Genomic DNA, 24,033 nt, shown 5'->3' on the forward strand with positions numbered 1-24,033 from the left:
TTATGAAACGAGTTGTTGTAGGGCTTTCAGGCGGTGTAGATTCGAGTGTTGCTGCCTATTTATTAAAAGAACAAGGTTATGAAGTCATTGGTCTTTTCATGAAGAATTGGCACGATGATTCGGTTACCATTTCAAATGAATGCCCTTGGTTAGAAGATAGTAATGATGCACTTTTAGTAGCTGAAAAACTTGGAATTCCATTTCAAACGGTTGATTTATCAGAACAATACAAAGAAAAAATTGTGGATTACATGTTCAACGAATATGAAAAAGGAAGAACTCCAAATCCTGATGTATTGTGCAATAGAGAAATCAAATTTGATGTTTTTATGAAAATTGCAATGTCGCTTGGTGCAGATTATGTAGCTACAGGACATTATTGTCGTAAAGGCACTCTTGAAAAAGATGGAAAAGAAATTTTTCAATTATTAGCAGGAAAAGACGATAACAAAGATCAGTCGTATTTTTTGTGTCAATTATCACAAGAACAATTAGCAAAAGCATTATTTCCAATTGGTGAATTAACCAAACCCGAAGTTCGAGAAATTGCTACAAAATTAGATTTAATCACAGCCGAAAAGAAAGATTCACAAGGACTTTGTTTCATCGGAAAAGTGCGATTACCAGAATTTTTACAACAAAAATTACAACCAAAAGACGGGATCATCGTAGAAATTCCGGCTGATGCTAACATTTATGCAGAAGATAAACCAACTTTTAACTCAGAAGAGGAATCTTTTACTTTTGAAGCGCAACGCATCAACTATTTAAAAGTACCTGGAAAAGTTGTAGGGAAACACCAAGGCGCTCACTATTTCACAAAAGGACAACGCAAAGGTTTGAATGTTGGAGGAACTAAAGAACCTCTTTTCATCATTGAAACTGACGTTGAAAAAAATATTATTTACACTGGCCAAGGCAATAATCATCCAGGATTATTCAAAAAAGCTTTATTTATTGCAAATGAAGAAATTCATTGGATTAGAGAAGATTTAGCATTAAAAGATGGAGAAAAATTAAATGTTTTGGCAAGAATTCGCTACCGTCAACCGTTGCAAAAAGCTACTCTACACCAATATAAAAATGGAATGTATGTTGTTTTTGAAAAACCACAATCTGCTATTACTGAAGGACAATTTGTAGCATGGCATCATAACGACGAAGTGTTAGGGAGTGGTGTAATTGCTTAAGAATGCATTTGCTAAGCACTTTAAATAAAATTTCTTATTTTTGATAAAACTAACCTTAAGCCCATGAAAAAAACTATACTCATATTTTTATTGATTTTTAACTTAGGTTATTCTCAAGAAGATGCTTGGGTTTATTTTTTAGATAAGCCAAATGCTGCAACTTATCTAGCAAATCCTTTGACAATGCTTACCCAAAGATCTTTAGATAGACGAGCAGCTCAGGGAATAGCTTTAGATAATCTTGATGTACCAATTGCTCAAACGTATATAGATCAAGTTACCGCATCTACTGGAATCACTGTAAAAGCTAAATCAAAATGGCTAAATGCATTACATGTTAGAGGAACTCAAACTGATATTCAAGCATTAACAAATTTATCATTCGTGAGCGAAATCGAATTTGCAAATCAGGCATTAAATGCAAGAATGACCACAACAAATACTAGCAATAGTATTAACAAAAACATGAATGTAGAAGTTACTTTTAATTATGGGACTTCAGTAAATCAAATTCAAATGTTAAACGGACATTTATTGCACCAACAAGATTATACTGGTGTAGGAAAAATAATTGCTGTTTTAGATTCTGGCTTTCAAAATGTAAATGTAGCTACTCCTTTTCAGCGTTTATTTACAAATAATTTAATATTAGGTGGATACAATTATGTGAATCAAAGTACGAATGTTTATGCACTTCATAATCATGGCACAATGGTTCTTTCATGTATGGGTGGTTATGTAGATGGGCAATTAGTTGGAACAGCTCCTGATGCACAATATTATTTATTTGTGACAGAAGATGTAGCATCAGAAAATCCAGTTGAAGAAAGTTATTGGGTAGAAGCAGCTGAAGAAGCCGATAGATTAGGTGTTGATGTAATAACCTCTTCTTTAGGTTATTTTGGTTATGATAATCCAAATTATAGCCACACTTATAGTCAAATGACAGGTAACCAAGCTTTTGCTTCAAGAGGTGCAAATATTGCTTTTACGAGAGGAATTGTTGTAATTGCAAGTGCAGGAAATTCTGGTGCAACAGCAGATCCTTATGTTGGTGTACCCGGCGAAGCTACAAATGTTCTGGCTATTGGTGCTGTAAAAGCAGACGAAACTTATGCTTCTTTTAGTTCTATTGGCCCTTCTTTTGACGGCAGAGTTAAACCAGATATTATGGCTCAAGGGCAAGCATCGGTCGTATCAAATACAAGCGGTGCTATAGTGACCGCAAACGGAACTTCTTTTTCTGGACCAATTATGGCTGGAATGATTACAAGCTTTTGGTCGGCTGTTCCTAATTTAACTGCTGCAGAAGTTGTTCAATTTGTAAAACAATCTGCTGATAGATACACTGCACCTACAAATCAATTTGGCTATGGAATTCCAGATTTTCAATTGGCTTTAACCAACGCATTAAATGCACAAAATTTTGACAATGAACTGTTTTCAATTTACCCTAACCCTATTAAAAATGTAATAACAATTACTATCCCAAATGAATCCATAAATGCTACTTTATATTTATATAATAATTTAGGACAAAGAGTAAATGAAATTCCTTTAACAACATCTAATCAAACCATAAATGTTGAAAATCTAGCTTCTGGAATCTATTTCTTTGAACTTTCATCAAAAAATAAATTAATTCAAGGGAAATTAGTAAAACAATAATGAATAAAATCACCCAACTTTTCAATATTAAATATCCAATTATTCAAGGCGGAATGATTTGGAATAGCGGTTACAAATTAGCAAGTGCTGTAAGTAATGCTGGAGGTTTAGGATTAATTGGAGCAGGTTCCATGTATCCTGATGTATTGCGCGAACATATTCAAAAATGTAAAAAAGCAACCGACAAACCTTTTGGGGTAAATGTGCCTATGCTCTATCCAAATATTGAAGAAATCATGCAGATTTTAAAAGAGGAAGGTGTAAAAATAGTTTTTACTTCTGCTGGTAATCCAAAAACTTGGACTCCGTTTTTAAAAGAAAATGGAATTACTGTAGTGCATGTGGTTAGTAGCTCAAAATTTGCTTTAAAAGCTCAAGAAGCAGGAGTTGACGCTGTTGTTGCCGAAGGTTTTGAAGCTGGCGGGCATAATGGAAGAGAAGAAACCACTACCCTAACCTTAATTCCAATGGTGCGTGAACAAATTGACATTCCATTAATTGCAGCGGGAGGAATTGCAACCGGAAGAGGAATGCTTGCAGCTATGATATTAGGTGCCGATGGTGTGCAAATGGGGAGTAGATTTGCCGCATCAACCGAAAGTTCAGCTCATGATGCATTTAAAAAAACTATCATTGAAACAGGCGAAGGCGACACACAATTGACTTTAAAAGAATTAGCACCTGTCCGATTAATTAAAAATAAATTCTACAACGATGTTCAAGAATTGTATACAAAATGCCCTTCAAAAGAAGATTTAATTGATTTACTAGGTAAACGCAGAGCAAAAAGAGGTATGTTTGAAGGTGATTTAATCGAGGGCGAATTAGAAATCGGACAAATTGCTGGATTAATTCAAGACATATTACCTGTTGAAACTATTGTTGATAATATAATTACAGAATTTAACGTTGCTAAAAAAGAGCTTACTACCTTTGAATTTTAATTCTTATACTAATGAAACTTTTTAAATACCTTTTATTTTTCCTTTTTCTAACTTCTTTTTCAAATTATGCCCAACAATTTCGTTTTAAAACAACGAGTTTATCTGTTTTAGAAAAAGACAGTAAAGACAACTGGGGAAAATGGTCAAAACCAGAAGCTACAGAAATGTATGTCACTTTAGACTACGACAAAAATAAGATTGTAATCTATTCAAGAGAAATTCAGCATTATACAATTGTTGAATATCTGGAAAAAGAAGTTACTAAGACTGATGAAATCAACTCTTATTTGTGTAAAAATCAAGAAGGAACAGCTGTTAAAATTTCATTCTTTACAAGAGTAGATTTAGGAAATAAACCTCAACTATATGTCTATTTCAAAGATTTTATATTTTGTTATGACATTGTTGAAGAAGTAAAATAATTTTCAAAAAACACAAAAAAATGACTCTTTACTTGAAATATTTCAATAAAGGGTCTTTTTTATATATAGTTAACACACTATTTCTCTCAAAACTGTACTTTTGTATAAATTTTTAGTCTCTTATGAAAAAAGCTTTTTTATTTATTTTCCTATCACTTACAACTGCAAATTTTGCACAAGATAAGCCTAAATTAGTTGTAGGAATTGTTGTTGACCAAATGAAAATGGAATACTTATATCGTTTTTCAAATGATTTTTCCGAAAATGGTTTCAAACGATTAATGAAAGAAGGTTACACTTTTCACAACACACATTACAATTATATGCCAACCTATACTGCGCCCGGACACGCCTCGGTTTACACTGGGACTACACCTGCTGTTCATGGAATTGTAGGGAACGAATGGTTTAACAAAGCCACCGGTAAAGAAATGTATTGTACCGATGATGCAACCGTTACAACGCTTGGTGATGATTCTGTAAACGAAGGAAAAATGTCGCCAAGAAACCTACAAAGCTCTACCATGACTGATGAATTGAAACTATCAACTAATTTCAAAGGAAAAGTTATCGGTATCAGTATTAAAGATAGAGGTGCAATTCTTCCAGCTGGACATTTTGCAGATTGGGCATTTTGGTACAGTAAAACTGGAGCTTTTATTTCTAGTACTTACTACGGTGAAAAACTTCCTGATTGGGCTACACAGTTTAATGCTGAAAAAAATTATTTAAAATATGTCACAAAGGGTTGGGATCTACTAAAACCAAAAGACACCTACAATGAAAGTTTAACTGATAACAATCCATACGAAGGAAAATTGTATAAAAAAGCGCCATTTATGCCCTACAATTTACAAGATATGTATGATGCAAACGATGCCGGAATTTTACGTTCAACTCCTTTCGGGAATAATTTATTAGCCGATTTTGCTAAAAAAGCTATTGAAAACGAAAATTTAGGAAAAGACAATATCACCGACTTTTTAGCAGTAAGTTTCTCCTCAACAGATTATATAGGACATGTTTTAGGACCGCGTTCTATAGAATTACAAGATACATATTTACGCTTAGACGAAACTATTGCTGATTTTTTAACTTATTTAGATAAAACTGTTGGAAAAGGAAATTACTTGGTTTTCTTAACTGCAGATCACGCTGGAGCAGAAAACGTAACATATTTAAAAGACAATAAATACAAAGTGGATAACATTAATTTTAAAAACATAGAAACATCATTAAAAGAATTTTCTGAAACTACTTTTGGAGAAAATGTATTATTAGATTATTCTAATTATAATGTTTTTATTGATAAAAATAAAGTCAAATCAAAAGGATTAAATTTACAAGATGTAAAACAAAGCTTTAAAGAATATTTGCAAAAACAAGATTACATAAAAAGAGCTTACACAGAAGAAGAAGTAGCCAATGCTAATGCAAGTGATTATTACTTAAACTTTATTTCAAAAGGTTATGACCCAACACAAAATGGAGAATTAGTATTGATTTTCAAACCAGGTTATGTAGAATATTCTTCAACCGGGACAACTCATGGTTCACCTTATTCTTATGACACACATGTCCCATTGATTTTCTATGGCTGGAATATCCAAAAAGGACAAACCTATGATAGAAAAGAAATCACACAAATAGCACCAACTATCACTCAAATGCTAAAAATTACCATGCCAAATAGTTCTGATGGTAAGGTTTTGTTGGAGGTTTTGAAATAATAACAAAAAAGCATCAAATTTTAGTTTGATGCTTTTTTTTATCTGCGTTAATTTGTGAAATCTATGTCAAAACTTAAACCTCAATCATCACTTGATTTTTCAAAATATCTTCAAACGTTTCTCGTGCTCTGATTAAGTGTCCTTTTCCATCTTTCCAAAGCACTTCAGCTGGTTTTAGTCTTGAGTTGTAGTTAGATGCCATTGAAAAGCAATAAGCGCCTGCATTTCGGAAGCATAAAATATCACCTTCATGAATTTCATTAATTCTTCGGTTACTACCAAAAGTATCCGTTTCGCAGATATAACCTACCACTGAATAGTATCGTTCTTTTCCTTTTGAATTGGAAATATTTTCAATATGATGTTGCGCACCATATAACATCGGTCGAATTAAATGATTAAATCCTGAATCAATTCCGGCAAAAACTGTTGATGTTGTTTGTTTTACTACATTAACTTTCGCCAAAAAATAACCCGCTTCGCTTACCAAAAATTTCCCAGGCTCAAAAGCTAGAGTTAACGGACGACCATATTCTTTTTCGAAAGCTAAAAAGCGTTTGGTCAATTTTCTTCCAAATTCTTCTACATTGGTTTCAATATCTCCTTTTTTGTATGGTACTTTAAATCCGCTACCAAAATCGATAAAGTCTAAAGATGAGAAATGTTTAGCAGTTTCAAATAAGATTTCGGCGGCATACAAGAATACTTCCACATCTAAAATATCTGACCCTGTATGCATGTGGATACCATTAATATGCATTTTTGTATTTTCAATAATTCTTAATATATGTGGCAATTGATGAATCGAAATTCCGAATTTACTATCAATATGTCCCACCGAAATATTTGCATTTCCACCTGCCATTACATGCGGATTAATACGGATACAAACTGGAACATTTGGATGTTTTGTTCCAAATTGTTCTAAAATTGACAAATTATCAATATTGATTTGAACTCCTAATGCTGCTACCGTTTCTATTTCTTCCATTGAAACACCATTTGGTGTATAAATAACATCATGTGGTTGAAAGCCTGCATGTAATCCCAACTGCACTTCTTGAATAGACACAGTATCTAAAGCCGAACCCAAACTTTTCAAATATTTTAATATAGAAACATTAGAAAGTGCTTTTACTGCATAATGTACCTTAAACTTTTCAACTTTGCTAAAAGCATTTGTTAAACGATTATATTGAGAAGCAATTTTTACTGCATCATAAACATATAATGGACTACCAAACTCATGGGCTAATTGAAGTAATTCTTCTTGTTTCATGCTACTTTTTTTTGCAAAAGTAGTTTTTAAAATTTCTAATACAATTTTTAAAACAATAAATAACAAATTATAACATTTTGTTTTATTTATAACAATATTAATCATAGTAATTATAAAAAAATATTAATTCATGTATATCAAATTCCCAAATTAAACCGAAAAAAGTTAGTCAATTAAAAATTACTTTGTTATTTTTGTGGCACTTTTTAAAACAAGATAAACGCATAACAATTATGAACATACACGAATATCAAGGTAAAGAAATCTTAGCAAGTTATGGTGTACGCGTACAACGTGGAATTGTAGCTAACAATCCAGTTGAAGCGGTTGCTGCTGCAAAACAATTAACTGCTGAAACAGGTACAAGTTGGTACGTAGTAAAAGCACAAATTCACGCTGGTGGAAGAGGAAAAGGTGGAGGAGTTAAGTTAGCTAAAAACTTAGACCAAGTAACTGAAATCTCTGAGCAAATCATCGGAATGCAGTTGATTACACCACAAACGCCACCAGAAGGAAAAACAGTACACAAAGTGTTAATTGCTGAGGACGTTTATTACCCAGGTGAAAGTGAAACTTCTGAATTTTATGTATCTGTTTTATTAAATAGAGCTACTGGCCGTAATATGATTATGTATTCGACTGAAGGTGGAATGGATATCGAAGAAGTAGCAGAACACACACCACATTTAATCTTTACAGAAGAAATTGATCCTGCTGTAGGATTACAAGGTTTCCAAGCAAGAAGAGTTGCCTTCAACTTAGGACTTTCTGGAAATGCTTTCAAAGAAATGGTTAAATTTATTGATGCTTTATACAATGCTTATATTGGTTCAGACGCTTCAATGTTTGAAATTAACCCAGTTCTTAAAACTTCAGACAACAAAATATTAGCAGTTGATGCAAAAGTAAATATCGACGATAACGCTCTATATAGACAACCAAAATATGCTGAAATGCGCGACGTTAGAGAGGAAAATCCAATCGAAGTTGAAGCTAAAGAAGCAGGTTTAAACTATGTTGACCTTGATGGTACAGTTGGATGTATGGTAAACGGAGCTGGTTTAGCAATGGCTACTATGGATTTAATTAAATATGCTGGTTTTGAACCAGCTAACTTCTTAGACGTAGGTGGAACTGCTGATGCAAAACGTGTTGAATTAGCTTTTAGAATTATCTTAAAAGATCCAAACGTTAAAGCAATTTTAATCAACATTTTTGGAGGAATCGTTCGTTGCGACCGTGTAGCTCAAGGTGTTGTTGATGCATACAAAAACATGGGTGATGATATTAAAGTACCTATCATTGTGCGTTTACAAGGTACAAATGCTGAAATTGCAAAAGAATTAATTGATAATTCAGGAATGCCAATCTTATCTGCTGTTCAATTCCAAGAAGCAGCTGACCAAGTAAAAGCAGCTTTGTCTTAATTCATAAAACATACAAATAAAAAATCCCGATTCTAGCGAATCGGGATTTTTTTATATATAAAAAGCGCTCTATTTTTTAATCATTTTTGTTTCATTAATATGAAATGCTTTTACAACAGCGTTATAATCTTTGAAATCAACTTGATTGGCTGATTTATTTCCAAAATATGCTGGAATAACAACTACTCTAAATACTTGATCTAATTTATAGCCATTACCCAAACCTGCTAAGTCATAACCATACAAACTAACTTGTGCATCATATTGTGTAAAATCATTATCATAGCCAAAATCTAAAGTTCCATCATTAAAATAATATGTTTCTGGCATCAATTTCCAAACATCTCCAGCAGAACCATAATCCGCTAATCGGTAAACCAATACCATATCAGAAGAGTAAATAGTGTGAGGAAAATCTAATAGGGCCGTATACCCATTTCCTGAAACCAAATCTACATTAGAGTATTCGAAAACTTCACTAATTGTATCGTTATCATAATCATCACGAACTTCATTCACTGTACAACTTTGTAGTGTTATCATCCCGATAAAAGCAAACAATAAAGTAATTTTTTTCATAATATATTTTTTTTAGAGTTTAATGATATTAAACCATAACCAATTGTTGTGCCAAACTTTTAAATCTCAAAATTTTGTATCTTCGTCAAATGAAAAATCAAGCTAGTTTATAAATGATTATGCTTGGCTGTAAACCAAAAGGGCGTTTTACAGAGCAGCATGATATTTTTTTTGGTATTGCAAATTCTTTATTTGATTTAGTTGAAGATTTGAAACTTTTTTGGCCCGAAGCAAAAGGTCAAATTCATATTGATGCGTGGCAAAAAGTAACTCAAGTAGATGGATTCACAATAGAAATTATTTCCAAAGCTGAAAAAACCTCAACGAATCAACAGCAATTATTTTTTATCAATCTAGGAGGCTACAAAGAGAATGAATTTGAAGAATATCATTACAAAGTACTAACTATAGCACAAAACAAAGCTGAAGCAATTAAAAAAGCAAAATTGACCTCTTTCTATAAACATTTTGGGTTCAAAGGAGCAACTTCACATATTGATGATAAGTATGGTATTGATGTAGATGACTTATATGATGTTCAAGAAATTTTAGGAAAACAATTCAAACAGAGGTATCAGTTGCATTTTAAACCTAGTGCGTCAATTCATAAAAATGAATTGCACATAGGTTATTTAAAAATTGATAAAATAACATCATCTATGTAAATTATGGGAAGAAATAATCCAAAAAACATAAAAGCACATAACGACAAATTACACAAAGAACAGGCAAAAGAAAAAGCTAAAAAAAATGCACGTGCCGAAAAATTAAAAGAAATTACAAGAAAATTCAACGAATCTAAATCGTAATTTATGTCCTACTGTTATTGTGGAAGTTCGCTTTACTTTCAAGATTGTTGCAAACCGTATATCAAAGGAAATACAAAAGCACCAACAGCTGAAGCTTTAATGCGTTCAAGATATAGCGCATATGCAACAGGTGAAGCAGATTATTTAATCGCTACTACACATTTATCAACTCGAAAGTTTTATAAAAAATCTGATATTATAGCTTGGTCCAAAAACAATCAATGGCTAAAATTAGAAATATTGAATACTGCAGAAACTACCGTTACCTTCAAAGCTTATTTTCTTGATGAAAAACTGAAAGCTCAAGTACATTATGAGCATTCAACTTTTAAATTTGACAATGGTAATTGGTTTTACGTTGATGGTGAGTATTAAATTTTTCTCTTGACTGGAATCCATATTTCTTCTTCAGAGTTTGGATCATTATTTTTATATCTTTCACCTAAAATTTCAAATTGGGGACGATTTTCTAATTCATAACCAAAGTTAGGCAGCCATTTAGTATAAATTGAATTAAAAAATGCCGCAACACCATTTTGATCTCCTATGTAGTTAAAAACAGCATACAAACCCTCTCTTATTTCAAGTTCTTCCATTCCTTCAGGAACCTCTTCAAATAATGAAACGGCAACAGCAGCCCATTTTACAAAAGGAGTATTTGGATTAAAATCAAAATTTTCAGGGTTAATTTGAATGTTGTATAACTCAGTTCCAATTGCATTTTGAATTTCTTTTCGTCTTGGTATAAAACTACTCCATAATTCAAAAACACGATAATCAGCATAAGTAAACGAAAGATTTTTACCTATAAATTTTGTAGTTGGAAAGGATTTTATTGTTGGTTTCATTTTTCAAAAATAAAAAAACCTTTCAGAAATGAAAGGTTTTTTTATGAATATTCTTTAATCTAATTTTTGATTACATATTACGGCGGTATTGTCCACCAACTTCAAACAATGCACTTGTAATTTGCCCTAACGAACAAACTTTAGTGGCATCCATTAATTTTTCAAAAATGTTTTGGTTATTAATAGCTGCTTCTTGAATTACATTCAATTGCTCTGCAACTTTTTCTGCACTTGTTTTATGAAGATTGTTTAACATATCAATTTGATATTGTTTTTCTTCTTCTGTTGCACGAATAACCTCCGCTGGAATAACCGTTGGTGAACCTTTTGAACTTAAGAACGTATTTACTCCAATAATTGGGAATTCTCCTGTATGTTTCAAGGTTTCATAATACAATGATTCTTCTTGAATTTTTGAACGTTGGTACATCGTTTCCATTGCACCAAGAACCCCGCCACGTTCTGTGATTCTGTCGAATTCTTGTAAAACAGCTTCTTCAACTAAATCCGTTAATTCTTCAATAATGAATGAACCTTGAATTGGATTTTCGTTTTTCGCTAAACCTAATTCTTTATTGATAATCAACTGAATTGCCATTGCTCTACGCACTGATTCTTCTGTTGGCGTTGTAATTGCTTCATCATAAGCATTCGTATGTAACGAGTTACAGTTGTCGTAAATAGCATACAACGCTTGTAAAGTCGTACGAATATCATTGAAATCAATCTCTTGAGCGTGTAATGAACGTCCAGATGTTTGAATGTGGTATTTCAACATTTGTGCTCTTTCGTTGGCTCCGTATTTATTTTTCATGGCTTTTGCCCAAATTTTACGCGCCACACGACCAATTACGGCATATTCTGGATCGATTCCATTTGAGAAGAAGAACGATAAATTCGGACCGAAATCGTTGATGTTCATTCCGCGACTTAAATAGTATTCTACATAAGTGAAACCATTTGCCAACGTGAAAGCTAACTGCGTAATAGGATTTGCTCCTGCTTCAGCAATATGATATCCTGAAATCGAAACCGAATAGAAATTACGAACGTTTTGCTTAATGAAATATTCCTGAACATCACCCATCAAACGCAAAGCAAATTCCGTTGAGAAAATACAAGTATTTTGCGCTTGATCTTCTTTTAAAATATCGGCTTGAACTGTTCCACGAACTTGGGCTAACGTTTTAACTTTAATATCTTGATATACATCTAAAGGTAAAACTTGGTCACCGGTAACTCCTAAAAGCATCAAACCTAAACCATTATTCCCTTCTGGTAAAGCACCTTGATATCCTGGACGCTCTACTCCTTTTTTCTTATAGATTTCGTTGATTTTAGCTTCTACTTCATCTTGTAGACCATTTTCAACGATGTATTTTTCACAGTTTTGATCGATGGCAGCATTCATGAAGAATCCTAACAACATTGGTGCTGGACCATTAATCGTCATTGAAACCGAAGTTAACGGATGACTTAAATCGAAACCTGAATATAATTTCTTCGCATCATCTAAGCAACAAATTGAAACTCCTGCATTTCCAATTTTTCCATAAATATCAGGACGAATATGTGGATCATTTCCGTATAAAGTAACCGAGTCAAAAGCGGTTGACAAACGTTTTGCAGGTAATCCCGCAGATACATAATGGAAACGTTTGTTGGTACGTTCTGGTCCTCCTTCTCCTGCGAACATTCTACTTGGATCTTCTCCTTCACGTTTGAATGGATATAATCCTGATGCAAATGGGAATTCTCCTGGCACATTTTCTTGTAAATTCCATTTTAAAATATCACCCCAAGCTTGGTATTTTGGTAAAGCCACTTTTGGAATTTGAGAATGCGATAACGATTCAGTATGCGTTGCAATTTTGATTTCTTTATCACGAACTTTAAAACTATAAACTGGATTTTTGTATTTGTTTACTTTTTCGTCCCAAGTTAAAATGATTTCCCAGTTGTATGGGTCAAGGTTCATTTTAACTCTATCAAACTCTTTAGTCAATAACGAAACGAAATCTTTGTTATCAGCAGTAATTTTTAAAGAACTCTCAACAATTCCTGCTTTATCTAATTGCGGAACATTTCCGTTAACGGTTTCAACAGTTTTGAAAATTCCATATAATTTTTGCGCTACCTCAACTTGAGAAAGTGCTGTTTCGTCGTATTTTCTATTGTTTTCTGCAATTTCAGATAAATAACGTGTTCTGTGAGGCGGAATTACGAAGATTTTCTCGCTCATTTCACGTGTAATTTCAAAAGTCGATTTTAAATCAGCTCCTGTTTTGGCTACAATCTTATCCATGATAGATTTGTAAAGCGTATTCATTCCTGGGTCATTGAATTGCGAGGCGATTGTCCCAAAAATTGGCATTTTATCAGTATCTACATCCCATAAATTATGATTGCGTTGGTATTGTTTTTTTACATCACGAATGGCATCTAAAGCACCACGTTTGTCAAATTTATTCAAAGCAACTAAATCAGCAAAATCTAACATATCGATTTTTTCTAACTGCGTTGCAGCTCCAAATTCTGGTGTCATTACATATAATGAAACATCAGAATGTTCTAAAATTTCAGTATCGGATTGTCCAATTCCAGATGTTTCTAAAATAATGATGTCATATTTAGCAGCTTTCAACACTTCAATTGCTTCAGCCACATATTTTGATAAAGCCAAATTAGATTGACGTGTAGCCAACGAACGCATATAAACACGAGAATTATTAATCGCATTCATACGAATTCTATCGCCTAACAAAGCACCTCCCGTTTTACGTTTTGATGGATCAACTGAAATTAATCCAATTGTTTTTTCTGGGAAATCAATTAAGAAACGACGCACTAATTCATCCACTAAAGATGATTTTCCGGCACCACCCGTTCCTGTGATTCCTAATACTGGGATTTTAGACGTTTCATTCTTTTGGTGAATTTGGTCAAAAACCGATTTTGCAATTTCTGGAAAATTCTCAGCGGCCGAAATCAATCTTGCAATTGCCGTTGGATTTTTCTCTTCGATATGTGATAATTCTCCCGTTAGTTTATCACCAATTGGATAATCCGAACGTTGCACTAAATCGTTAATCATACCTTGTAATCCCATAGCACGACCGTCATCTGGCGAATAAATTCTTTCGATTCCGTATTCGTGTAATTCTGAGATTTCAGATGGTAAAATAACTCCTCCTCCGCCACCAAATATTTTGATGTGACCTGCTCCTTTTTCCTTAAGCAAATCATACATGTATTTGAAATATTCGTTATGACCTCCTTGGTAAGATGTCATTGCAATTGCATTTGCATCTTCTTGAATAGCTGTATTTACTACTTCTTCCACACTTCTATCATGTCCAAGGTGAATTACTTCAACACCAGTAGCTTGAATAATTCTACGCATGATATTAATAGCGGCATCGTGACCATCAAAAAGTGATGCTGCGGTCACAATTCTTACTTTATTTTTAGGAATATAAGGAGTTTGTAGTTCCATCTGTAATTTTTATTCGTTTTAAAGGGTGCAATTTACGAATTTAATAATTTTATTCCTTTGAAAAAATTAAAATTATTCTTCCATAAAAAAGGCACTATATTTGTTCAGATATTCCCTAAAATCAATAAAAATGAAGAAAATAGTATTTATGTTCGTTGCCTTTGGCTTATTGAGTTGTGCCGAAATGCAGCAAGTTATGGCACAATTACCACAAGGAACAAGTGTTTTAAGTCAGGGAGAAATAGGTAATGGATTAAAAGAAGCACTGAATAACGGCATCTCCAAACAAGTTTCTAAACTAACGGCTACCGATGGATTTTTCAAAAATGAAGCGGTAAAAATTTTACTTCCAGACGAACTAAAAGCGGTTGATAAAAAGTTACGCCAAATAGGTATGAGTAAGTTAGCCGATGAAGGTTTAAAAGTAATCAATCGTGCAGCGGAAGATGCTGTTAAAGAAGCGACACCTATTTTTGTAGATGCCGTAAAACAAATGACTTTTACTGATGCTAAAAACATTTTAATGGGTAATGAAAATTCTGCAACAACCTATTTGCAAAATACAACTTCAACTGCTTTGTATGCTAAATTTAATCCCGTGATTAAAAGTTCGTTTACTAAAGTAGGTGCTGATAAAGTTTGGAAAGAAATTATTACTAAATATAATAGCATTCCATTGGTAAAGAAAGTAAATCCCGATTTAACAGATTATACAACTAACAAAGCAATGGATGGTGTTTTCAAAATGATTGCAGTGGAAGAAAAAGACATCAGAACTAATTTAGCCTCAAGAAGTTCTGACTTATTAAAGAAAGTTTTTGCTTTACAGGATAAAAAATAGTCTTTTGTAGTTGAATTTTTACAGAAAAATCGTTTTCGTAAAAATTTAGTAATCAATAACATAAGTATAACATATCCTTAACATTACCATTGAAAAAAACATCGGATATTTGCAGTGTAATAAATTTGAGTTTTTCTCATTTGGTTAGGGTTAGTTTAAAAAATCACCACGCTTTAGGGCGTGGTTTTTTGTTTTTATAATTTATCCTCGTTTCTTCAAATACCCAATCACTGTTTCATTAAAAACAACCGGTTGTTCAACATTAACTACGTGTCCGCAGTTTTGGATTACAAATAATTCAGCAGTTTTTACGTGGTTAGCAACTACTTGTTTTACTGCTGGTAAAAACATGTAATCTTCTTCTCCCATGACATAAAGTGTGGGAATATCTAATTCCACTTGACGAAACCAACGTAATACAGGATTAATTTCTGCTGTTAATTTAAACCATTTGATAAATTCTTTTTGATAGAGTTTCTTGGCCTCATTGATAAATAACAAGCGAGAGTTTTTATGATTCTTTTTAGGCATAATCACAAAGGCAAAAAATTTGTATAAAACCAAATATGGCAATACATATTTGAACATATTTCCTAATCGCATTAAAATTTGCGAGCGAAAATTCATTTTCAAAATTGCTCCGCCTAAAATCATGCTTTTTACTCGTGTAGGATACATCTCGGCTAATTGACGAATAACAATTGAACCTAGCGAGATACCTACAAAATGCGAACTTTCAATTTGAAGATGATCAATGACTTCAATTACGTCATTCGCGATTGACTTGAATGTATATTTTTGTTTAAAAGCCGTTTTAATTTGTTCATTTGAATTGCCATGACCTCTTAAATCAAGCAATAAGACATTGAAATGCTTTTGAAAATCACGAATTTGCTTGAACCATATAGAAGAACTTCCTCCTGCTCCATGAACAAAAGTAACCCATTCGGTACTTGCTTCGTTTTTATATAGTGTGTATGAAATCAATGCTAGTTATTTTGTCAAATGTAGGTTTTTAAGCTGAAAGAGAAAAGAAAATGTTAACAAAGAGCCGCTTACTATATTTTTGAATGTAGTAATTTAAAATAATCAAATGCTTTTAATAAGCGACTTCCATACCAAGAAAACATTTCACCATCGACAAAAACTGTTTTAGCATGATGGGTGAAACGACCAATCTCAAACGCATGTTCATCTTTAAACGGAAAAGGTTCAGAAGACAAAAAAACATAATCGGGATCGCCTTCTAAGCGGATTTTTTTTAATTCGATTTCTGGATAACGCCCTTCTTTTACGTTGTAAATATTCTCAAAATGATTCAATTGCAATAGTTCATTGATAAACGTATCATTTCCAGCCACCATGTGTGGATTTGCCCAAATGAAATACGCTACTTTTTTAATTGGTTTTTCTTTTATAAATTGTTGAAATTCAAGATAGATAAAATTGATTTTATCAATCCATTTTTGAGCTTCGATGCGTCGGTTGAACAATTGACCAAAATCGTGAATCATTTGTAAATTATCGGCGATTGTATGAATATCAGTTACCCATACTGGGCAAATTTGCGATAACTCCTCTACTATTTCTTTTGTGTTTTCTTCTTTGTTGCATATAATAATATCGGGCAGAAGTGACTTAATTTTATCAAATCTTACATTTTTGGTACCACCAACAATTGTTTTAACAGATCTAAAATGAACAGGATGTACACAGAATTTAGTAATACCAACAATAGCATCTTCTAATCCTAAATCATATAACAGCTCGGTTTGAGAAGGCACCAATGAGACAATTCGCTTAGGAGTTGTTTCAAAAAAAAGCTGGGTTCCTATTTGGTCTGTTAATTGCATTATTTTAAAAATTAACCCAAAATTTCGGCCATTTCTTGTTGTAATTTTTGGGCTTCTGCTCTAGCCTTTTCAGCAAAATCAGCTCCATTTGAAGCGTAAATAATGCCTCGTGAAGAATTAATTAACAAACCTACATTATCACTCATGCCATATTTGCAAACATCGGCTAAACTTCCGCCTTGGGCTCCTACTCCAGGAACTAATAGAAAGCTATTGGGAACTATTTTTCTAATTTCGGTGAAATATTCTGCTTTTGTTGCACCTACAACATACATCAAATTTTCAGCATTCTTCCATGATTTTGACGTTTCCAAAACCACTTTATACAATTCTTTTTCACCAATATTTTTTGTTTGAAAATCAAATGCCCCTTCGTTTGATGTCAAAGCAAGCATAATTGTATGCTTATTTTCAAAAGCTAAAAACGGTTCTACAGAATCTTTGCCCATATAAGGAGCTACTGTGACCGAATCGAAATTCAAATCTTCAAAAAAAGCTTTCGCATACATTGACGAAGTGTTGCCAATATCGCCACGTTTTGCATCAGCAATGGTAAAAATTTCAGGATAGTTTGAATTGATGTAATTAATCGTCTTTTGAAGTGATTGCCAACCTTTTATTCCATAAGCTTCATAAAAAGCTGTATTGGGTTTATAAGAAACACATAGGTCATGTGTGGCATCAATAATAGCTTTGTTAAACTCAAAAATTGGATCTTCTAAAGTTAGTAGATGCTGTGGAATTTTAGTCAAATCTACATCTAAGCCAATACAAAGAAAAGATTTTTTAGTTCGGATTTGGGTAATTAGTTGTTCATTAGTCATTGTGTTGTTGTTTAAACGCAAAGTTCGCAAAGTTTTTCGCAAAGTTCGCAAGGTTTTAAAAAAAATGCCAAACAAATTATTGTTTAGCATCTTTTCTCTTTATTCTATCTTCTGTTTTCTTTCATTTAGAAAACTTCGCTTTCTTTAAGTTTTTCAGTATTGGCTACTAATTGCAACTCATCAATCATTTTATGTAAATTTCCATTCATAAAACCATCTAAATCAAAGATACTCAAACCAATTCTATGATCAGTAATTCTTCCTTGTGCGTAGTTATAAGTTCTAATTTTAGCTGATCGGTCACCACTACTTACTTGCGAATTACGTTTTTTAGCATCTTCCTCTTGCTTTTTAGCCAATTCCATTTCGTACAAACGAGAACGTAAAACCGTTAGCGCTTTATCTTTGTTCTTATGTTGTGATTTTTCATCCTGACATTGCGCTACCAATCCCGTTGGAATATGCGTCATACGAACCGCAGACTTTGTAGTGTTTACCGATTGACCTCCAGGACCAGATGAACAGAAAAAATCAATACGAACATCATTCATATCAATTTGCACATCAAATTCTTCTGCTTCTGGTAAAACCATTACTGTAGCTGCCGATGTATGTACACGACCTTGTGTTTCAGTTTGAGGAACACGTTGAACACGGTGTACACCTGCTTCAAACTTTAAAGTACCGTAAACATCTTCTCCTGTTACTTCAAAAATCACCTCTTTGAAACCACCTGAAGTACCTTCACTTACATCTACTACAGAAGTTCTCCAACCTTTAGAATCACAATATTTAGTGTACATACGATATAAATCTCCTGCAAAAATTGAAGCTTCATCACCTCCAGTACCTGCACGAATTTCAACCATCACGTTTTTCGCATCTTCAGGATCTTTAGGAATCAACATAAATTTGATTTCTTCTTCTAATTGCGGTAAACGTTCTTTAGCTTCTTCTAATTGCATTTTGGCCATTTCAACCATCTCAGCATCAGAACCATCTGCTATAATTTCATTAGCTTCTTTAATGTTTCCATCCAAAACGATGTACTCATCTCTTTTATCTACTAACGCTTTTAGGTCTTTATATTCTTTGTTTAATTGTACATAGCGCTTTTGATCGGCAATCACATCAGGCTGAATAATCAAATCTGAAATTTCGTCGAAACGTTGCTTTACATATTGTAATCTGTCTAACATAGTAGTCACTTATTTTGGAGTGCAAAGTTACAATTTTAGTTGAAAGTATAAAAGTATAAATGTTTAAAAGTTTTTCGACTGAAAATCAATATTTTAAAATTTTTATTTAAAATAAGTCTAAATAAGTTTTGTGAATTCGTTTTCTCTATATATTTTTGCATTGTTATTTTAATTAAATCTAAATAAGATGTGTAAAAACATATTTAAATCCATAGCCCTACTGCTTTCACTTCAAGCAGTCGCACAAGAAAAAACAAATGAAGAATTTGAAAATTACTTTACAGAAAATGACACTGTAAAAAATTTAAAAGAAGTAGCCATCCTTGGAAAAAACGACAAAGGAAAATCGTCTGTTAATAGAGCTGGCATCAAACCACTAGATATGCCACAAGCTATACAAGTTATTGGAAACGAAATTATTTTTCAACAACAATCTATCCGATTAAGTGATGTTATTAAAAATGCTAACGGCGTATATGTAGGTTCGGCTCGTGGTGGCGCTCAAGAATCTTTTTGGTCTAGAGGCTATGATATGTCTTCCAATAATATGTTCAAAAATGGTTTCCGTTTTAATAGTGGTTCAATTCCTGAAGTTGCTTCATTAGAAAAAGTAGAAATTTTAAAAGGTAGTGCTGCACTTTTATATGGAAATGTGGCTCCTGGAGGAATTTTAAACATGGTAACTAAAATGCCAACATTTAAAAAAGGTGGCGAATTTACAATGCAAACAGGCAGTTATAATTTTTACAAACCTTCAATTGATATTTACGGCCCTTTAAATCATGCTATTGCATACCGTTTTAACGGCTCGTATGAAAATTCTGAAAGTTTTAGAGATTATGTAACCAAAGAACGCTATTATGTGAACCCTTCTTTCTTATTTAAAATAAACAATAAAACAGATATTACACTGCAAGGTGATTATTTGAGCGATGATTGGACGCCAGATTTTGGAACAGGTTCAATAGGAAAACAAATTGCAGATGTACCAAGAAATGCATATTTAGGTGCAAAATGGTCAAACGGTAGTACCAAACAAGCTACAGCTTCAATTTTAGTAAATCATCAATTCAACTCGAATTGGAAATTAAACTTTAACTCTTCATTCCAAAATTACAAAAGAACTTCCATTGGAACTGAACGTATTCAACCTGCTGCAAATGGCAACTGGAACCGACCTTTAGGAAGAAATAAAGCAGTGGAACAAATTTTTGCCAACCAAATCAGCTTGCAGGGTAATTTTAAAACTTGGAAAATCAAACATCAATTGTTTACTGGAATCGATACTGAAAATTCGTATGCAGATGCCTATACATTCCGCTTTTACAACAGCACTACAGGAGCAACTGTAACTACTTACGATACTGTTAATATATTTGACCCTACTTCTTATGCTGCTTCAAACGAAGGTCCAATTCCTGCTTCAGAAGTGACAAGAATTGTAAACACAGAAACCAATCGCTATGGTGTATATGCACAAGATTTGATTTCGTTTGGAGAAAAATTCAAAGCATTATTAGGTATTCGTTATTCGTACCAAGAAGCAAAACCAATTACAAATAACATTGCTACAAATACAGTTACCGAAGAAAAAATTCGCAACGACAGAGCTTTTTCACCTAAAGTTGGGTTAATTTACCAACCAACGAAAAACACTTCAATTTTTGCAAGTTATGCTAATTCATTCACTCCAAACACTGGAGTAACCATCTACAACGAAGCTATAAAACCATCAATCATTGACCAATACGAAGTAGGTGTAAAAAAAGAATTTTGGAAAGGTATTCTTACAACAAACGTTACTTTATATCAAATAGTAAACAGCAATTTAGCTCAAACTGCCGAATTTGATGCCAATGGAAACGTAAACACTAATACCAATGTAAAATCACTAAGTGGCGAAACAACTAGCAAAGGAGTTGAAGTTGATATTACTTATAAACCAATAGATGCATTAAACATTATTGCGGGTTACAGCTACAACGATATGCGTTATACCAAAACAACAGGCACAACAGGAAGCTTTATCGAAGGTGACCGATTAGTGAGAACACCCGCAAATACAGCAAATTTAAGTTTCTTTTACACAGTACAATCTGGTGTTTTAAAAGATGTTTCTTTTGGAGCTATTGGGAATTATATTGGAAACCGTGTGGGTGGTTGGAACAATCAAGTAGATCCAACACAACCTAATGGTATTTTAGACCGCGAAATTCCTTTGGATGGCTACACGACGATTGATGTATCTTTAGGCTACAACTGGAACCAATTTTCAGTATTGTGTAAATTATCTAATATCACAAACGAATTGAATTATACTGTCCACGAAAATTACAGTGTGAATCCAATTGCACCAAGACAAATAATGACATCTTTGCGATATAAATTTTAAACCATACCTTAGCTTTTTATTTTTTAGAACATGAAACAACAAAAATTAGTTAGAGATCTACACCGCGATTTTGGTTACTTCTACGTAGGATTAATTATTTCATTTGCTTTTTCAGGCATTTTAATGAACCACAGAGAACATTGGCATCCCGAAAAATATACAGTAGAAACGAAGAACATTAAAGTACAATTACCAGAAGAAAGCCAAATTACTGAAGCCTATGCCGAAAATTTAGGAAAACAATTGGGCATAGACGATAAAATGCGTCGCCACAATGTAAAAAAAGGCACCTTCAAAATTTCATTTGAAAAGCACGATGTCGAAATCGATATGAAAACTGGGAAAGGTGAAATTGTAGCGTTTAACAAAACACCTATTATTAGTCAAACGATGAAGTTGCACAAAAACACTTCAAACTGGTGGATATACTATTCTGATATTTTTGGGATTTCATTAATCTTAATTGCCATAACAGGGACAATGATGCTCACTCACGGCAAATACACCTTTAAACAACGAGGCTGGAAACTGGCCGTAGCCGGAATTATTTTTCCTATCTTAGTTTTAATTATTTTGAGTTAATAAACGAAAAGGTTCACGAAAGTGAGCCTTTTTTATTTCAAACAATTAAAATTTCAATTGATGACTTGTAAGAAAAATTTAATATATTTGATTTAATAAAAAAAGCGAAACAAAAAAACGCAAAACATTCGCCAATCTTGCCAATACAGCATAAAAGTAGGCGGAAAGTTTCGCATATATACAAGTTAGCTGAAATTTTAATACTACTGCATAAAAAATGAACATCGAAAAATTCCACGAATATGAAAAGCTATTTAATAATATCGAAAAAAAAATACAGAATCGGATTAAGCTGACGCTTGATGAAGAAGAGATGCTCGGTATTTTAAAACTTAGAGAAAAAAAAGACATTCATTTATTAGAAGATGAAATTTTTGAAAATTATAAATTCAGACATTTAGCATATATTTACTCAACAGATTATAGTTATAAATCTAATTATTATAAACTTAATTTTGATAAAAATCAATCTGATTTTCGCAAATATGAGAAAGGCAATGAGATAAATTCACAAGAATTTGACGTGGATAATTTTAACGCAATGATAAATTTAAGAATCCAATTGGGATTTTTAATTCTTATCGACCAAAATGAAGTAAAGCGTGACGCAGCTTATTTAAAAACAATATCGTTAAAATGGAGCAACGAAATGCTAAACGAGAGACATGTAGATAAAAATTTAGCAATTATTGCCAAAGAAACTCGTGACACAATTAAGAAATCAAATCTTGAAAGATATATTAGTGGCAATGTTTCTGAAGCAGAAGAAATTGACATCCGAAAGGCTTTATTAAAATCGAAATATATTCACAACGAAGCACTAATAATACAAGATATTATTACGGCTGAATCTTCTGAAACAAAGTTCAAACTGAACGGAAATATTATTCACTATGAGTATATCTCAATAATTCATATTTTAAATAGACACTTTGGTCCTGGAATTTCCAACATATCAATCACTGAAAGTAAAACATTTCATAATCCTAAGATAGTTCCGAGATCTCTACATAAAACATTCAAATATTTCATAGAACTCATTGAAAATTCAGGTTTACTAAGAGAAGATTTAACACCAAACTTTCCAATTTATCTAAATTATTATAATTGTATTTACGCAATGTACTTGGATTTAGACAAATTAGATAAGAATAAAATAGTTATCAAAACATTTTACGAGATTGATTCTTCAAATTCTTTTGGAAAAAATGAGCTTAATAAAATTAAAGAAAAGTATTCACTTGTATATTTAGATGCAAATTTAGGTTTATATACAAAAAACTTCAGCTAACAGGCGTTTGGCAAGATTGCGAATTTTGTAGTAAATTCACGTTTAGATTTCGCAAGAAATTTTATCTTTGATAGAAAATAATCGGTTCCGAAGCTCGCAACCTCGCCAAGCGCCGGAACGTTACCAACTATTTTTGCTCAAAAAAACTTAAAAATTGGAAAGAAAAACAGTATTCCGAATCGTTATCTTTAATTTAATTCTTTCAAGCCTAATAACACTTGATATTTTACTTCCTGGTAAAGAAGATGTCATTTCTGAATTAAATTCTATTTATGGCTTTACAGCAATTACAGGTAGTAATACACAAAAACCAAAAATGGATGATAAAATAATATTAGAATTAACTAACGGTGAAAGATTTCGTATTGGAAAAGCTCCAATTAAAGTTTATGATAAAGGTCAAAAAATAATCATTATTAAATCTTTTCTCTCGAACAATGTTAATAAAATAAAAGTATTAGATAAAAAATGGGAAATAATTAATGTTGGTTTATTCTCAAATAATTTACTTCTTATAACTTTTTTAATTTCAATAATAGTTAACATTCTAAATATTTACATTAAAAGTAAAGCGTTAAATATAGTTTTAGTTTTTTCAATGATGTTTACACCAATATTATTTGCAGTATATTATATTTTCTTCTAATTAAAACATTTGG

The 24,033-nt window shown here is 32.5% G+C and carries 22 protein-coding genes; 14 read left to right on the plus strand and 8 right to left on the minus strand.

Annotation, left to right across the window (positions count from 1 at the left end; all coding sequences use genetic code 11):
- Positions 1–2: 2 nt before the first annotated feature.
- The 5 genes from mnmA (at position 3) to pafA (ending at position 5,954) form a co-directional block, all read left to right on the plus strand.
- Entirely contained in the window at positions 3–1,190 is a 1,188-nt protein-coding gene (gene mnmA, locus VK164_RS05095) for a tRNA 2-thiouridine(34) synthase MnmA (RefSeq protein WP_324208326.1), read from the plus strand.
- Positions 1,191–1,253: 63 nt separating this feature from the next.
- Positions 1,254–2,858 (plus strand): S8 family serine peptidase, encoded by a 1,605-nt coding sequence (locus tag VK164_RS05100; RefSeq protein WP_324208327.1) that lies wholly within the window; start codon positions 1,254–1,256, stop codon positions 2,856–2,858.
- A complete protein-coding gene (locus VK164_RS05105; RefSeq protein WP_324208328.1) occupies positions 2,858–3,802 on the plus strand; it encodes an NAD(P)H-dependent flavin oxidoreductase in 945 nt (314 codons plus the stop codon). The genes VK164_RS05100 and VK164_RS05105 overlap by 1 nt, the downstream gene beginning before the upstream one ends.
- An 11-nt stretch (positions 3,803–3,813) precedes the next feature.
- Entirely contained in the window at positions 3,814–4,224 is a 411-nt protein-coding gene (locus VK164_RS05110) for a hypothetical protein (protein WP_324208329.1), read from the plus strand.
- A 122-nt stretch (positions 4,225–4,346) separates the two neighbouring features.
- On the plus strand, positions 4,347–5,954 hold the full coding sequence (gene pafA, locus VK164_RS05115; RefSeq protein WP_324208330.1) for an alkaline phosphatase PafA: 1,608 nt from the start codon (positions 4,347–4,349) through the stop codon (positions 5,952–5,954).
- 73 nt (positions 5,955–6,027) lie between these two features.
- Here the strand turns inward: pafA and lysA are convergent, their stop codons facing one another.
- Entirely contained in the window at positions 6,028–7,233 is a 1,206-nt protein-coding gene (lysA, locus tag VK164_RS05120; protein WP_324208331.1) for a diaminopimelate decarboxylase, read from the minus strand.
- Positions 7,234–7,466: 233 nt separating this feature from the next.
- On the opposite strand from lysA, the gene sucC reads away from it, so the two are divergent.
- Positions 7,467–8,660: an ADP-forming succinate--CoA ligase subunit beta gene (gene sucC / locus VK164_RS05125; protein ID WP_324208332.1), complete on the plus strand. Its 1,194-nt coding sequence runs from the start codon at positions 7,467–7,469 to the stop codon at positions 8,658–8,660.
- A 69-nt stretch (positions 8,661–8,729) separates the two neighbouring features.
- Here sucC and VK164_RS05130 read toward each other — a convergent pair whose 3' ends face one another.
- Positions 8,730–9,239 carry a hypothetical protein gene (locus VK164_RS05130; RefSeq protein WP_324208333.1) on the minus strand — a complete coding sequence of 170 codons (510 nt, stop codon included), beginning with the start codon at positions 9,237–9,239 and terminating at the stop codon, positions 8,730–8,732.
- Positions 9,240–9,358: 119 nt separating this feature from the next.
- Between VK164_RS05130 and VK164_RS05135 the strand changes: the two genes are divergently transcribed.
- From VK164_RS05135 to VK164_RS05145, 3 genes are read left to right on the plus strand one after another with little or no spacing between them, the layout of a single operon-like run.
- Complete coding sequence (locus VK164_RS05135; RefSeq protein ID WP_324208334.1) at positions 9,359–9,904, plus strand: DUF1543 domain-containing protein; 546 nt, start codon at positions 9,359–9,361, stop codon at positions 9,902–9,904.
- 3 nt (positions 9,905–9,907) lie between these two features.
- Positions 9,908–10,048 carry a hypothetical protein gene (locus VK164_RS05140; protein ID WP_324208335.1) on the plus strand — a complete coding sequence of 47 codons (141 nt, stop codon included), beginning with the start codon at positions 9,908–9,910 and terminating at the stop codon, positions 10,046–10,048.
- Positions 10,049–10,051: 3 nt separating this feature from the next.
- The gene (locus tag VK164_RS05145; protein WP_324208336.1) at positions 10,052–10,423 is read left to right on the plus strand and encodes a YchJ family protein; all 372 of its coding nucleotides are present in this window, start codon (positions 10,052–10,054) and stop codon (positions 10,421–10,423) included.
- Here VK164_RS05145 and VK164_RS05150 read toward each other — a convergent pair.
- Both VK164_RS05150 and VK164_RS05155 read right to left on the minus strand, forming a co-directional pair.
- Positions 10,420–10,896 (minus strand): GyrI-like domain-containing protein, encoded by a 477-nt coding sequence (locus VK164_RS05150; protein ID WP_324208337.1) that lies wholly within the window; start codon positions 10,894–10,896, stop codon positions 10,420–10,422. The genes VK164_RS05145 and VK164_RS05150 overlap by 4 nt on opposite strands.
- Positions 10,897–10,966: 70 nt before the next feature.
- The gene (locus VK164_RS05155) at positions 10,967–14,392 is read right to left on the minus strand and encodes a methylmalonyl-CoA mutase family protein (protein ID WP_324208338.1); all 3,426 of its coding nucleotides are present in this window, start codon (positions 14,390–14,392) and stop codon (positions 10,967–10,969) included.
- 130 nt (positions 14,393–14,522) lie between these two features.
- Between VK164_RS05155 and VK164_RS05160 the strand changes: the two genes are divergently transcribed.
- Positions 14,523–15,233, plus strand: coding sequence for a DUF4197 domain-containing protein (locus VK164_RS05160; protein ID WP_324208339.1), 711 nt, complete (start codon positions 14,523–14,525; stop codon positions 15,231–15,233).
- Positions 15,234–15,434: 201 nt separating this feature from the next.
- On the opposite strand, the gene VK164_RS05165 is transcribed toward VK164_RS05160, so the two are convergent.
- The 4 genes from VK164_RS05165 to prfA form a co-directional block, all read right to left on the minus strand.
- Positions 15,435–16,220, minus strand: coding sequence for an alpha/beta hydrolase (locus tag VK164_RS05165; RefSeq protein WP_324208340.1), 786 nt, complete (start codon positions 16,218–16,220; stop codon positions 15,435–15,437).
- A 71-nt stretch (positions 16,221–16,291) separates the two neighbouring features.
- The gene (locus tag VK164_RS05170) at positions 16,292–17,089 is read right to left on the minus strand and encodes a helical backbone metal receptor (RefSeq protein ID WP_324208358.1); all 798 of its coding nucleotides are present in this window, start codon (positions 17,087–17,089) and stop codon (positions 16,292–16,294) included.
- Between the two features lie 8 nt (positions 17,090–17,097).
- Positions 17,098–17,910 carry an orotidine-5'-phosphate decarboxylase gene (gene pyrF, locus VK164_RS05175; protein WP_324208341.1) on the minus strand — a complete coding sequence of 271 codons (813 nt, stop codon included), beginning with the start codon at positions 17,908–17,910 and terminating at the stop codon, positions 17,098–17,100.
- Positions 17,911–18,035: 125 nt separating this feature from the next.
- Complete coding sequence (prfA, locus tag VK164_RS05180) at positions 18,036–19,109, minus strand: peptide chain release factor 1 (protein ID WP_324208342.1); 1,074 nt, start codon at positions 19,107–19,109, stop codon at positions 18,036–18,038.
- A gap of 187 nt (positions 19,110–19,296) precedes the next feature.
- Between prfA and VK164_RS05185 the strand changes: the two genes are divergently transcribed.
- The 4 genes from VK164_RS05185 (at position 19,297) to VK164_RS05200 (ending at position 24,020) form a co-directional block, all read left to right on the plus strand.
- On the plus strand, positions 19,297–21,501 hold the full coding sequence (locus tag VK164_RS05185; RefSeq protein WP_324208343.1) for a TonB-dependent siderophore receptor: 2,205 nt from the start codon (positions 19,297–19,299) through the stop codon (positions 21,499–21,501).
- A gap of 30 nt (positions 21,502–21,531) precedes the next feature.
- On the plus strand, positions 21,532–22,083 hold the full coding sequence (locus tag VK164_RS05190) for a PepSY-associated TM helix domain-containing protein (RefSeq protein WP_324208344.1): 552 nt from the start codon (positions 21,532–21,534) through the stop codon (positions 22,081–22,083).
- A gap of 217 nt (positions 22,084–22,300) precedes the next feature.
- Positions 22,301–23,374: a hypothetical protein gene (locus VK164_RS05195; protein ID WP_324208345.1), complete on the plus strand. Its 1,074-nt coding sequence runs from the start codon at positions 22,301–22,303 to the stop codon at positions 23,372–23,374.
- A gap of 154 nt (positions 23,375–23,528) precedes the next feature.
- On the plus strand, positions 23,529–24,020 hold the full coding sequence (locus VK164_RS05200; RefSeq protein ID WP_324208346.1) for a hypothetical protein: 492 nt from the start codon (positions 23,529–23,531) through the stop codon (positions 24,018–24,020).
- Positions 24,021–24,033 lie beyond the last annotated feature (13 nt).

This window comes from Flavobacterium sp. (assembly GCF_035299005.1).
In the GTDB taxonomy this organism is placed as follows: Bacteria; Bacteroidota; Bacteroidia; order Flavobacteriales; family Flavobacteriaceae; genus Flavobacterium.